Origin of the sequence: Pantoea sp. At-9b (assembly GCF_000175935.2) — a bacterium.
GTDB lineage: Bacteria > Pseudomonadota > Gammaproteobacteria > Enterobacterales > Enterobacteriaceae > Pantoea.
This window is the reverse complement of record NC_014837.1, coordinates 2,504,589-2,517,028: the sequence shown is the minus strand read 5'-3', so window position 1 is coordinate 2,517,028 and position 12,440 is coordinate 2,504,589. Positions and strand designations below refer to the sequence as shown.

The 12,440-nt window shown below is 54.1% G+C and carries 12 protein-coding genes; 7 read left to right on the top strand and 5 right to left on the bottom strand.

All coding sequences use genetic code 11. The features are described 5' to 3' along the window. Positions 1–21 precede the first annotated feature (21 nt). The 4 genes from PAT9B_RS11680 to ruvB all read left to right on the top strand — a co-directional run bounded on the left by PAT9B_RS11680 (position 22) and on the right by ruvB (position 3,049). Entirely contained in the window at positions 22–765 is a 744-nt protein-coding gene (locus tag PAT9B_RS11680; RefSeq protein ID WP_013509469.1) for a YebC/PmpR family DNA-binding transcriptional regulator, read from the top strand. Between the two features lie 37 nt (positions 766–802). Further along, complete coding sequence (ruvC, locus tag PAT9B_RS11675) at positions 803–1,330, top strand: crossover junction endodeoxyribonuclease RuvC (RefSeq protein ID WP_013509468.1); 528 nt, start codon at positions 803–805, stop codon at positions 1,328–1,330. A gap of 91 nt (positions 1,331–1,421) precedes the next feature. Further along, complete coding sequence (gene ruvA, locus PAT9B_RS11670) at positions 1,422–2,036, top strand: Holliday junction branch migration protein RuvA (RefSeq protein ID WP_013509467.1); 615 nt, start codon at positions 1,422–1,424, stop codon at positions 2,034–2,036. Between the two features lie 8 nt (positions 2,037–2,044). Next, positions 2,045–3,049 (top strand): Holliday junction branch migration DNA helicase RuvB, encoded by a 1,005-nt coding sequence (ruvB, locus tag PAT9B_RS11665; RefSeq protein ID WP_013509466.1) that lies wholly within the window; start codon positions 2,045–2,047, stop codon positions 3,047–3,049. Positions 3,050–3,055: 6 nt separating this feature from the next. Here the strand turns inward: ruvB and znuB are convergent, their stop codons facing one another. Next, the gene (gene znuB, locus PAT9B_RS11660; protein ID WP_013509465.1) at positions 3,056–3,841 is read right to left on the bottom strand and encodes a zinc ABC transporter permease subunit ZnuB; all 786 of its coding nucleotides are present in this window, start codon (positions 3,839–3,841) and stop codon (positions 3,056–3,058) included. Beyond that, on the bottom strand, positions 3,838–4,593 hold the full coding sequence (gene znuC, locus PAT9B_RS11655; protein ID WP_013509464.1) for a zinc ABC transporter ATP-binding protein ZnuC: 756 nt from the start codon (positions 4,591–4,593) through the stop codon (positions 3,838–3,840). The genes znuB and znuC overlap by 4 nt, the downstream gene beginning before the upstream one ends. Positions 4,594–4,670: 77 nt before the next feature. On the opposite strand from znuC, the gene znuA reads away from it, so the two are divergent. The 3 genes from znuA (at position 4,671) to lpxM (ending at position 8,089) form a co-directional block, all read left to right on the top strand. Next, complete coding sequence (gene znuA, locus PAT9B_RS11650) at positions 4,671–5,639, top strand: zinc ABC transporter substrate-binding protein ZnuA (RefSeq protein ID WP_013509463.1); 969 nt, start codon at positions 4,671–4,673, stop codon at positions 5,637–5,639. Between the two features lie 14 nt (positions 5,640–5,653). Then, entirely contained in the window at positions 5,654–6,988 is a 1,335-nt protein-coding gene (mepM, locus tag PAT9B_RS11645) for a murein DD-endopeptidase MepM (RefSeq protein ID WP_013509462.1), read from the top strand. 126 nt (positions 6,989–7,114) lie between these two features. Next, positions 7,115–8,089, top strand: coding sequence for a lauroyl-Kdo(2)-lipid IV(A) myristoyltransferase (gene lpxM / locus PAT9B_RS11640; protein WP_013509461.1), 975 nt, complete (start codon positions 7,115–7,117; stop codon positions 8,087–8,089). Positions 8,090–8,143: 54 nt separating this feature from the next. Here lpxM and PAT9B_RS11635 read toward each other — a convergent pair whose 3' ends face one another. The 3 genes from PAT9B_RS11635 to pyk form a co-directional block, all read right to left on the bottom strand. Next, entirely contained in the window at positions 8,144–9,082 is a 939-nt protein-coding gene (locus tag PAT9B_RS11635; protein ID WP_013509460.1) for an omptin family outer membrane protease, read from the bottom strand. A 490-nt stretch (positions 9,083–9,572) separates the two neighbouring features. Continuing rightward, positions 9,573–10,805 carry an MFS transporter gene (locus tag PAT9B_RS11630; RefSeq protein ID WP_013509459.1) on the bottom strand — a complete coding sequence of 411 codons (1,233 nt, stop codon included), beginning with the start codon at positions 10,803–10,805 and terminating at the stop codon, positions 9,573–9,575. Positions 10,806–10,891: 86 nt separating this feature from the next. Next, entirely contained in the window at positions 10,892–12,334 is a 1,443-nt protein-coding gene (gene pyk / locus PAT9B_RS11625) for a pyruvate kinase (RefSeq protein WP_013509458.1), read from the bottom strand. Positions 12,335–12,440: the final 106 nt, after the last annotated feature.

The window sequence follows — 12,440 nt, the reverse complement described above, 5'->3', positions numbered from 1 at the left end:
GCAATAGACGAGAGATGAGAAATGGCCGGACATAGTAAATGGGCGAACACCAAGCACCGCAAGGCTGCTCAGGATGCAAAGCGCGGTAAAATCTTCACCAAAATCATTCGCGAGCTGGTTACTGCTGCGAAACTGGGTGGTGGCGATGCCGGTTCTAACCCGCGCCTGCGTGCGGCAATGGACAAAGCCCTGTCCAACAACATGACCCGTGACACCATGAACCGCGCCATTGCACGCGGCGTGGGCGGTGAAGATGATTCCAACATGGAAACCATCATTTATGAAGGTTACGGTCCGGGTGGTTCGGCGGTCATGGTTGAGTGTCTGAGTGACAACCGTAACCGTACCGTGGGCGAAGTGCGTCACGCTTTCACCAAAACCGGCGGTAACCTGGGTACTGATGGTTCCGTTTCTTACCTGTTCAGCAAAAAAGGTGTGATCTCCTATGCGCCGGGTCAGGATGAAGATGCCCTGATGGAAGCTGCGCTGGAAGCGGGTGCGGAAGATGTCGTAAGCTATGATGATGGCGCGATTGACGTGTTCACTGCCTGGGAACAACTCGGTGCGGTACGTGATGCACTGGAAGCGGCTGGCCTGAAAGCCGATGAAGCTGAAGTCACCATGATCCCATCGACCAAAGCGGAACTGGACGCGGAAACTGCGCCAAAACTGCTGCGTCTGATTGATATGCTGGAAGATTGTGACGACGTGCAGGAAGTTTACCACAACGGTGAGATTTCCGATGAGGTGGCGGAAACGCTGTAATGGCGTTTTCTCAACCCCAACCTGCCGGAGGCGCGCCATGGCGATAATTCTCGGGATCGATCCCGGTTCGCGCGTCACCGGTTACGGTGTTATTCGTCAGACCGGCCGCCAGCTCAGTTATCTGGGCAGCGGCTGTATCCGCACTAACGTTACTGACCTGCCTTCCCGCCTCAAGCTGATCTATGCTGGCGTCAGCGAAATCATCACTCAGTTTTCCCCGGATTTTTTTGCTATTGAACAAGTGTTTATGGCAAAAAACGCGGATTCTGCGCTCAAGCTGGGGCAGGCACGCGGTGCGGCGATTGTTGCGGCGGTGAATCTCGACCTGCCCGTGTTTGAATATGCAGCGCGTCAGGTGAAGCAGACGGTCACCGGTATCGGTAGCGCGGAGAAAAGTCAGGTGCAACATATGGTGCGGACGTTATTGAAGCTCCCGGCCAACCCACAGGCCGATGCCGCCGATGCACTGGCGATCGCCATCACGCACTGCCACATTAGCCAGAATGCGGCACGCATGAGTGATAGCAAACTGGTGCTGACGCGAGGGCGGCTGCGATCAGGCTAACGCATACACCTGACAGGCTGGATATTCATCCAGCCTTTTTTATGTTATAAATAGCCGTCATACGGGCTTATACAAATAAGGAAGCGTTCAGGTGATTGGTCGTCTACGAGGCAATATTCTGGAAAAACAGCCGCCGCTGGTGTTGATTGAAGCACACGGTGTCGGATACGAAGTGCATATGCCAATGACCTGCTTCTATGAGCTGCCTGAACTCAATCAGGAAGCCATCATCTTCACCCAGTTCGTGGTGCGTGAAGATGCACAGCTGCTGTTCGGCTTTAACAGCAAGCAGGAGCGGGCGCTGTTCCGTGAGCTGATTAAGGTCAATGGTGTGGGGCCAAAACTGGCGCTGGCGATCCTTTCCGGCATGTCGGCGCAGCAGTTCGTCACGGCGGTAGAAAAAGAAGAGATTGCGGTGCTGGTGAAGCTGCCGGGCGTCGGGAAAAAAACCGCCGAGCGTCTGGTGGTAGAGATGAAGGACCGCTTCAAAGGCATGCATGGCGACCTGTTTGGCGGGGATAATGCCTTTACCCTGACCACGCCATCTGCGGCACCGGAGAACAACGACGCTGAAGCAGAAGCGGTTGCGGCGCTGGTAGCGCTGGGGTATAAACCGCAGGAAGCCAGCCGCATGGTCAGCAAAATTGGCCGACCTGATGCAGACTGCGAAACCCTGATCCGTGAAGCCCTGCGCGCAGCCATTTGAGGTAATGCATGATTGAAGCCGATCGTCTGGTCTCCGCCAGCAGTGTCAATGAAGAAGAGAGCCTCGACCGTGCCATTCGTCCTAAGCTACTGGCGGAATATGTCGGTCAGCCGCAGGTGCGTGAGCAGATGGAGATTTTCATCAAAGCCGCGCAACTGCGTGGTGACGCGCTCGATCATCTGTTGATTTTCGGCCCCCCGGGCTTGGGAAAAACCACGCTGGCCAATATTGTCGCCAACGAGATGGGCGTCAATTTGCGCACCACCTCTGGACCGGTACTGGAGAAAGCGGGTGATCTGGCCGCGATGCTGACCAATCTTGAACCGCATGATGTGCTGTTTATTGATGAGATCCATCGCCTGTCGCCGGTGGTGGAAGAGGTACTGTATCCGGCAATGGAAGATTATCAGCTGGATATCATGATTGGTGAAGGCCCGGCCGCGCGCTCCATCAAACTGGATCTCCCCCCCTTCACCCTGATTGGTGCCACAACGCGTGCCGGTTCGCTGACCTCGCCGCTGCGCGATCGTTTTGGCATTGTGCAACGCCTTGAATTCTATAACGTTGCCGACCTGCAACATATTGTTGGTCGTAGCGCTGCTTGCCTCGGTCTGACGCTGAGCGAAGAGGGCGCGTTGGAAATCGCCCGTCGCTCACGCGGTACGCCGCGTATTGCCAACCGTCTGCTGCGCCGTGTGCGTGACTTCGCCGAAGTCCGTGCCAATGGCAATATGAGCGGTGAGGTTTCCGCCAGCGCGCTGGACATGCTGAATGTCGACAGCCAGGGGTTTGACTATATGGACCGCAAGCTGTTGTTGGCGATTATCGATAAGTTTATGGGTGGGCCGGTGGGGCTGGATAACCTGGCGGCTGCCATCGGTGAAGAACGCGAAACCATTGAAGATGTGATTGAACCCTTCCTGATCCAGCAGGGTTTTATTCAGCGCACGCCGCGTGGCCGTATGGCAACGCAGCATGCGTATCGTCACTTCGGCATTGCGCGCGAAGAGTAACCGGCGTCAGGACGCCGGTTTTTTTGCCATGCTGATGATAAACAGCACGGCAGCACACAGCACGACTGAAGGACCGGCGGGCGTATCATACAGCGCCGAAAAGCTCAGCCCACCGGTGACCGCGAGAATCCCGATGATCACCGCAAAACCCGCCATCTGCTCGGGTGAGCGGGAAAAGCGGCGTGCGGTGGCTGCCGGGATGATCAACAGCGAGGTGATAATCAGCGCACCGACAAACTTCATCGCCACACCGATGGTGAGCGCGGTGACCAGCATCAGCATCAGACGAGTGCGTTGAATATTAACCCCGTCTACCTGCGCCAGCTCCGGGCTGATGGTCATGGACAGCAAAGAACGCCACTGCCACGCCATCACTGCCAGCACAATGGTCACACCACCGCCCATCATCCACAGATCCTGCGGAGTGACTGCCAGCAAGTCGCCGAACAGATAAGCCATTAAATCCACCCGCACCCCAGACATCAGGCTGACCACCACCAGGCCGAGCGACAACGCGCTGTGCGCCATAATGCCGAGCAGGGTATCAATCGCCAGATGAGGACGACGCTCCAGCCACACCAGCCCCAACGCCAGGCACACCGTCACCACGATCACCGCATAATAGGGGTTAACGTTAAACAGCAGGCCGAATGCCACGCCGAGCAGTGACGCATGCGCCAGGGTGTCACCAAAATAGGACATACGACGCCAGACGACAAAAGCACCCAGCGGACCGGCTGCCAGTGCCAGAAAAACCCCACCCAGCCAGCCAGGTAATAACAGTTCAATCATGACGGGCCGTTTCCTTTGCGCAGAACAATGCGTCCCTGTAAATCGTGACGATGATTATGATGATGGCGATAGATAGCCAGTTGCTGCGCCCCGCGCGGACCAAACATGGCGATGAATTCCGGATGCTGCGATACCGCCTCCGGTGTACCAGAACAGCAGATATGATGATTCAGGCATAACACTTCGTCGGTTTTTGCCATCACCAAATGCAGGTCGTGCGAAACCATCAGCACGCCGCAGTTCAGCTCGCGGCGCAATTGGTCAATCAGATCATACAACGCGACCTGACCATTAACATCGACCCCCTGGGTCGGCTCATCCAGCACCAACAACTGGGGATCGCTTAACAGCGCGCGGGCCAACAGGACACGTTGGGTTTCACCGCCGGATAACTTCTGCAAAGGGGCATGCAACAGATGGCCTGCCTGCACACGTTTCAGCGCTGGCAGGATGGCATCAGCGCGGCTGCCACGCGATAAACGCATAAAACGTTCGACGCTGATCGGCAGGGTAGGGTCGATATGCAGTTTTTGCGGCACATAACCAATACGTAAATTGGCGTCGCGTTTCACGTCGCCGCTATCGGGCGTCAGCAGGCCCAGCACCACGCGCACCAGGGTGGATTTCCCGGCACCGTTAGGGCCAAGCAAGGTTAAAATTCGCCCCGGCTCCAGTTTGAGGCTGATGCCCGCAAGTACCGGACGCTGAGCGAATTTCACAGAGATATTTTCGAGCGTAACAAGTGAAGGCATGATATTTACAGGTTGCACAGAATTTCGGATGTTATAATATCACATTCCATCAACGGGTCACGATGGAATGACGCATTATGTTACACATTAAAAAACGCCTTGCTTTTACCCTTCCTGCGGTAGCGATAGCTACTGCTGTTGCTTTGCCAGCATCGGCTGCGGTTGTTGCCTCAATTAAACCCATCGGATTTATCGCCGCCGCGATCGCTGATGGTGTCACACCGGTAGAAGTGCTGCTACCGGATGGCGCGTCTGAGCATGATTATGCACTCCGTCCTTCAGATATAAAACGTATTAAAAACGCGGACTTAGTGGTTTGGGTTGGTCCTGAAATGGAAGCCTTTCTGACCAAGTCGGCGGCCCAACTTCCGGCGAATAAAAATCTCGAAATTGCTGATATTGCAGGGGTTAAGCCGCTTTTAATTCGCGGTATTGACGATGACGAGCATGAGCATGCTGACGAATTAAGTCAGCAATCAGTAAAGTCTGGTCAACAAGACGCGTCTGATGAACATCACCACCACGGTGAGTTTAATATGCATTTGTGGATGTCCCCAGAGATAGCAAGGCAATCAGCGGTTGCAATCCATGGGAAATTATTGGAACTTATGCCGCAAAGCAAGGCCAAACTAGACGCAAACCTGCAGCAGTTCGAGGCAGCATTAGCGGATACGGACAAAGACATTGGCGCGCAGCTTGCGCCGGTGCGGAGTAAGGGTTACTTCGTTTTTCACGATGCTTACAGCTACTTTGAGAAACATTACGGTTTATCACCATTAGGGCATTTTACCGTTAATCCTGAGATCCAACCGGGCGCACAGCGTTTAAATCAGATACGAACACAGTTGGTTGAGCAGAAAGCCACATGCGTTTTCGCTGAACCACAATTCAGGCCAGCAGTCATCGATGCAGTGTCACGAGGAACCAATGTGCGCAAAGGCACCTTGGATCCGTTGGGCATGGGAATCAGCTTAACCAAAGACAGCTACGTGAAATTCCTCTCACAGTTGTCGAGCCAGTATGCAAGCTGCCTGAATGGAGCATAGAGGAATAGGTAAAAGTGCAGCAGATAGCCCGCTCTGTCGCCCTCGCATTTAATAATTTGCCGCGCCCCCACCGCGTTATGCTGGGGTCATTAACTGTCATCACATTGGCCGTCGCTGTATGGCGGCCCTATGTTTATCATCCCAGTGACGATACGCCGGTTGTCAAAAGCATCACACTGGACAAGTTCGAATCACCGCATCTGTTACCGGAAGCCAGTGAGCCGATCGATCAAACGGCCCCTGAGCCCGAGCCGGAAGAAGATATCCCGGCTGACGATATCGATAAAGACGTGCCGGACAATCCGAACGTCCACGATTACACCGTTTCTTCCGGGGATACCCTGAGCAGTGCGCTGAATCAGTACGGTATCGATCTCAGCGACATCAATGCCCTGGTCAGCAGTGATAAAGATCTCCGCGGACTGCGCGTAGGCCAGCAACTGAGCTGGACTTTGAACGCGGATGGGCAGTTGCAAACCTTCAGCTGGGAAATGGATCGTCGTGAAACCCGTACTTATGAGCGCCAGACCAACGGCAGCTTTAAGATGCAGCAGGAGCTGCAAAAGGGTGAATGGCAGAATAGCGTGTTGAAAGGCGAAGTCCGCGGCAGTTTTGCCGCCAGCGCGCGCAGCGCCGGATTAAGCAGTGCTGAAACCAGCAGCGTGATCAAAGCGTTACAGTGGCAAATGGATTTCCGCAAGCTGCGTGCTGGCGACCAGTTCAGCGTGATGATGTCACGCGAAATGCTGAACGGTAAGAGCGCACAAAGCCAGTTGGTCGGTGTCCGTCTGCGTACCGGTGGTAAAGATTACTATGCGTTCCGCGCCGAAGACGGCAAATTCTACGATCGCAATGGCTCTGGCCTGGCACGTGGATTTATGCGCTTCCCGACCGTGAAGCAGTTCCGCGTTTCATCCAACTTTAACCCGCGTCGTCTGAATCCGGTCACCGGTCGCATTGCGCCACACCGTGGTGTTGACTTCGCACTGCCGATTGGTACGCCGGTCCTGGCGGTGGGCGATGGTGAAGTGGTGGTCGCCAAGAATGGCGGCGCTGCCGGTAATTATGTGGCGATTCGCCATGGCCGTCAGTATATGACGCGATATATGCATCTGAGCAAAGTGTTGGTCAAACCGGGCCAGAAAGTTAAACGTGGCGATCGTATCGCACTCTCCGGTAATACCGGACGCTCTACCGGACCGCATCTGCATTATGAAATCTGGATTAACAACCAGGCGGTTAACCCCCTGACGGCGAAACTGCCGCGCATGGAAGGTCTGACGGGTAAAGATCGCTCCAGCTATCTGGCGGATGTGAAAACCTGGCTGCCACAACTGGCGTTGAAATAACGCTTTATCGCGAGTAGTGAAGAAAAACCGACGGATTCTTCGTCGGTTTTTTGCTATCTGACGCACGAAGATTGCAAAATTAGTCATCGTCACTATTATTGACCGGTCATTGTCAGAGGCGAGTGCATGGAAACCCGTAAGAAAAATAACATTGAGTTTATCCCCGTGTTTCAACGTTCTTTTTTGAAGCCAAAATACTGGGGCAATTGGCTGGCGATTGGGGCGCTGGCTGGCATGGCTATGCTGCCTGCCAAAGTGCGTGATCCGGTGCTGGGTGGTCTGGGCAAACTGGCCGGCAAGCTGGCGAAAAGCGCGCGTCGTCGTGCATTGATCAATCTTTATTACTGCCTGCCTGAACTGAGTGAAGCGCAACGCGAAGACATCGTTGACCAGATGTTTGCCACTGCGCCGCAGGCGATGGTGATGATGGCCGAATTGGGCATCCGCGATCCGGCCCGCGTGCGTCAACGTGTGGATTGGTATGGCCGTGAAATCATCGAGCAATTACAGGCCAATAACGAAAACGTGATATTCCTCGTGCCTCACGGCTGGGGAGTCGATATTCCGGCGATGCTGCTGGCGTCTGAAGGTCAGATGATGGCGGCGATGTTCCATAACCAAAGCGACCCGCTACTGGATTACGTGTGGAACACCGTTCGTCGCCGTTATGGTGGCCGCATGCATGCCCGTAACGACGGTATCAAACCCTTTATCAGCTCAGTACGTCAGGGCTATTGGGGCTATTATCTGCCTGACCAGGATCACGGTGCTGAACACAGCGAATTTGTTGATTTCTTTGCAACCTATAAAGCGACCCTGCCGGCGGTTGGTCGTTTGATGAAGGTGTGCCGTGCGCGCGTGGTGCCGCTGTTTCCGGTGTACAACAGCAAGACGCATCGGCTTGAGGTCTATGTGCGACCGCCGATGGATGACCTGCTGGACGCTGATGATAAAACCCTGGCACGGCGGATGAATGAGGAAGTGGAAATCTTTGTCCGCCCGCATCCCGAGCAATACACCTGGATTCTGAAATTGCTGAAGACGCGCAAAGAAGGGGATATCGAACCCTACGTGCGTAAAGATCTTTACCCACGCAAATAACGGAAAAAACCTGCCGGGAGCGCCTCCCGACAGGTTTATCCCTGCTGACAGGGATTAGAAGCGATACTGCAAACCAACGGTAACGGTATAGTTTTTGTTGGAAATACCCGCAGCGTCGCCGCCATAAGACGCTGACTCACCGGTCGGCGTATAAATCACCTGCGTGCCGCCTTTCCCTTCTTCATATTTACTGTAAGTGAATTCAGCAAATACTTTCGCGTTCTCAGTAACGTAGTAACCCGCATCCACGGCAGCACCGTAGTAACGTGAGTTCGAGGTTTTCTCGCGGAAGGTTAAATCACGCAGATAGTGTTCGTCGTTGTCGTGCGCGCGAACCCAGTCACTGAATTTGAACTGCGCGTTAAATTCAAAGTCATTGATACGGTACTGGCCGACTAACCCAATGTACGGCATAGAGAAGCGCTGGCTGTAGCCAATGCCGGCCTGACCGTTCGGGAAGTTGCCCTGGAATGCGCCGTTATCGTAGTTGTAAGAACCGCCGGTGGCGGTCCAGCTAAAACGCGTTTCCTGATAACCGGCAACGGCACCCACTTTGTAATCGTCACCCTGCAGGAACCAACCTTTCACGTTCAGGTCGTATTCGTTGGCGTAATTGACGTCAGTGCTCGGGTGTGACGAGTGATCGGTCCAGTTAGACTGATTCGCGTTCTGCCAGTCGTAGTCGTCCATATGGCCGGAGCCAGAAGCCAGTGACGTCCAGCCACGCGCGTTCAGCGTCAGGAAAGAATACGCATCCCAGGAGAAATCGCCTTTCAGGATCGCAACGTTTTTAATTTTCCAGTCGAGCTGGCTAACTTTACGTGCGTTGCTGGCGTCATACACCAGCTCTTTCGATTTCCCGCCCAGCATCCCGATGGAGGTTGCAACGCTGATGCTGTCCGCTGAAAAGTTTGGCATAAATTGCGCAGACTCAGCGTAAGCGCTCCCTGAAAGTACGGCCATCATCATTGCCGCAACAGCAGTTTTTTTCATTTTATATCCCGTGTTGAATTACGTTAATCCTTAAACAGCGGGCACAGACTAATGCGCAGGAAAATGTCAGGCAAGTGTAAGTTTTTCGATAAGAAAACTAAGGGTGAGAGTTCAGCAGAATTAACTAATAAAATCTTTCCGGGTGACGATAATAGCCGATCCGCTGAACAGTAGACCCAGTAAGACTAATAATTATGTGGTTAAGCAGTGGGTTAGCTGAATAAAGAGTGAGGGTGCCGGATAAGTCGCGTCAGCGCTACGTTTTTCATTAATTTCTGTTGCGAATTAATTGCGCAGAACCCTAAAACTACGATCTTAATTTGCACGGCATATTAATGGATTATTTGTCTTAAGGATAAATCAGGTTAAAATTCAGGCGAAAATAAAGTTCACTGCATCCACATGAATTCTTTTCATCAATGATCTTAAGTGAAATATTTTGATCGAAATATGATCAATGGCAGGCGTCGAATATCCAACGCCTGATTGATTAGACGGCAGCAATGTGGCTGCGGCGTTTACGTTCACGCAGAAAGAGCGTCACCAGTCCGAACCACATGACACCGCTGATAAAGTTGATGGTGCTGAACCACGGCGTACCGCCGCTGAAATAACCACTCTTTGCCAGTTCGATGCCGATAGCCAGGGTGAGAATGCTGATCATACCCAGCATCGCTGCGATGCTGCCTTTCCCTTCGTTGCTGGCATACAGCGTCAGACGGTATAACCCGGCGTTCACCATCCCGGCACCAAAGGCGTACAGACTCAAACCGGCCGTGAGCAGCAGATAGCTGTGGCTGTTAAAGAGATTCGCCAGCAGCGCGATACTCAGACCCAGCAAGATTGGCCAGGCGGCAAATTTTACCGGCTGTTCAATCGGCACCCGACCGGCCAGCTTACCCAGGGTCAGGTTTCCGCCAATCATCGCGAGGAATACCGGCAGTTGCAGCAGGGCATACTGCAAACGGGATAACCCTTCATCATGCATCAGGATCACCGGTGATAGCGCCACCCAGGTCAGGATGGGGATAAACACCAAACCAATGGCGAAAGATCCATACATCACCTGACGGTCACGCGCCAGACGGCCATAGCCGCGCGCCAGTGTCGGCAGGGCAATGGAGTGGCTACGGTCACCCGCAGTTTCCGGCATGATGCGCCACAGCACCACAAATGCCACGATGCTACAGGCAGCAAACAACCAGAACATGCTGCGCCAGTCACTGACGCTGAGCCAGGCGGCACCGGCCAGCGGGCCAGCTAAGGGGGCAAGGAGTGCGACATTCGCCATTAACGCCATCATGCGCACCGCCAGCGCTTCAGCAAACGCTTCCTGGACCGCCGCATAGCTAACGGCACCGATAAAGCACAGGCTGATGCCCTGGATAAAGCGTAACGCTACGAATTGTTCGATGTTCTCCACCAGGGTGGTCAGCAGACAGGCGGCGGCAAAGAACAGAATGCCGAACAACAGCACCGGCCGTCGGCCATATTTGTCAGAAAGTGGGCCGAGCAGCCATTGCAGCACCACACCGCCCATCAGGTAAGCCGTCAGCGAGGTCGATACCCATTCTGGACCAACATTGAATTCGCCGGTCACCACTAACATGCCGGGCTGAATCATGTCATGGGCGATATAGGTGGCGAACTCGAACAACACCAGCGCCAGCGGGAACAGCAGCACGCGCCCGGTGAGTTGAGTTATCGGTTGATAGCGGGCCATCTGGCCTCCTTGTCAGAGAAAATAAAACGCGACTGCCGAAGCAGTCGCGTTGTCCATAATGTTACAGCCGCTGTCAGTGGGCGTAATTAATCTACGCGCAGTACACGGCTGGTATTGGTGGTGCCAGTGGTCGCCATCACATCACCCTGGGTGACAATGACCAGGTCACCTGCAACGAGGAAACCTTTGTCACGCAACAGGTTAATGGCATCATGCGCGGCGGCAACACCATCATTGTTGCTGTCAAAGTAGACCGGCGTCACACCACGGTACAGCGCCGTCAGGTTCAGAGTACGTTCATGACGTGACATAGCGAAGATCGGCAGACCTGACGTGATACGTGAGGTCATCAGCGCGGTGCGGCCAGATTCCGTCATGGTGATAATCGCGGTTACGCCTTGCAAATGGTTGGCGGCATACATCGCTGACATCGCAATGGCTTCTTCAATGTTGTCGAACTGCACTTCAAGGCGGTGCTTAGACACATTGACGCTGGGGATTTTTTCCGCGCCCAGGCACACTTTAGCCATGGCAGAAACGGTCTCAGCCGGGTACTGGCCCGCAGCCGTTTCCGCAGACAGCATGACGGCATCGGTGCCATCCAGCACGGCGTTAGCGACGTCCATGACTTCTGCGCGCGTTGGCATCGGGTTGGTGATCATGGATTCCATCATCTGTGTCGCGGTGATGATGGTACGGTTCAACTGACGTGCACGACGGATCAACGCTTTCTGAATCCCCACCAGCTCCGGGTCACCAATTTCCACACCCAGGTCACCACGCGCTACCATCACCACATCAGAAGCGAGGATGATGTCATCCATGGCTTCCTGAGTAGCAACCGCTTCCGCACGCTCCACTTTGGCAACCAGTTTGGCATCGCAACCCGCATCACGCGCCAGACGACGCGCATAGTTCATATCTTCGCCACAACGGGGGAAAGAGACGGCCAGGTAATCCACGCCAATTTTCGCCGCGGTGATGATATCGGCTTTATCTTTCTCGGTCAGTGCTTCGGCTGACAGGCCGCCGCCCAGTTTGTTAATGCCTTTGTTGTTGGAAAGCGGGCCACCGACGGTCACTTCGGTAAACACTTTCATGCCCTGGACTTCCAGCACTTTCAGCTGCACACGACCATCGTCCAGCAGCAAAATATCGCCGGGAACGACATCGGCCGGCAGACCTTTGTAATCAATACCGACTTTCTCTTTGTCGCCTTCACCTTTACCCAGGCTGGCATCCAGCAGGAAACGGTCGCCAACATTGAGGAACACTTTGCCTTCTTTGAAGGTCGAAACACGAATTTTGGGACCCTGTAAATCGCCAAGAATGGCGACATGGCGACCCAGTTTGGCCGCAATCTCACGCACTTTATTCGCGCGTAACTGGTGATCTTCCGGGGTTCCGTGGGAGAAGTTTAGTCGTACAACGTTCGCACCCGCCGCAATGATTTTTTCGAGGTTGTTATCGCGATCGGTTGCCGGGCCGAGGGTTGTTACGATCTTGGTTCTTCTGAGACGTCTGGACATGAAGGACTCCGTTGACTAAGTATCGTGTCCCTGTCATCTGGACACGTTGTGGTCACTATTCTATATGATCGAGGGGCTGTGATTCGACTCACATGTGAATGCGATG

Bases quoted from the DNA above. Each gene is read 5' to 3' on its own strand.
- znuC (WP_013509464.1), bottom strand. From the start codon at position 4,593: ATGCCTTCACTTGTTACGCTCGAAAATATCTCTGTGAAATTCGCTCAG.
- PAT9B_RS11630 (WP_013509459.1), bottom strand. From the start codon at position 10,805: ATGGCCCGCTATCAACCGATAACTCAACTCACCGGGCGCGTGCTGCTG.
- pyk (WP_013509458.1), bottom strand. From the start codon at position 12,334: ATGTCCAGACGTCTCAGAAGAACCAAGATCGTAACAACCCTCGGCCCG.
- ruvC (WP_013509468.1), top strand. From the start codon at position 803: ATGGCGATAATTCTCGGGATCGATCCCGGTTCGCGCGTCACCGGTTAC.
- lpxM (WP_013509461.1), top strand. From the start codon at position 7,115: ATGGAAACCCGTAAGAAAAATAACATTGAGTTTATCCCCGTGTTTCAA.
- PAT9B_RS11635 (WP_013509460.1), bottom strand. From the start codon at position 9,082: ATGAAAAAAACTGCTGTTGCGGCAATGATGATGGCCGTACTTTCAGGG.
- znuB (WP_013509465.1), bottom strand. From the start codon at position 3,841: ATGATTGAACTGTTATTACCTGGCTGGCTGGGTGGGGTTTTTCTGGCA.
- PAT9B_RS11680 (WP_013509469.1), top strand. From the start codon at position 22: ATGGCCGGACATAGTAAATGGGCGAACACCAAGCACCGCAAGGCTGCT.
- ruvB (WP_013509466.1), top strand. From the start codon at position 2,045: ATGATTGAAGCCGATCGTCTGGTCTCCGCCAGCAGTGTCAATGAAGAA.
- znuA (WP_013509463.1), top strand. From the start codon at position 4,671: ATGTTACACATTAAAAAACGCCTTGCTTTTACCCTTCCTGCGGTAGCG.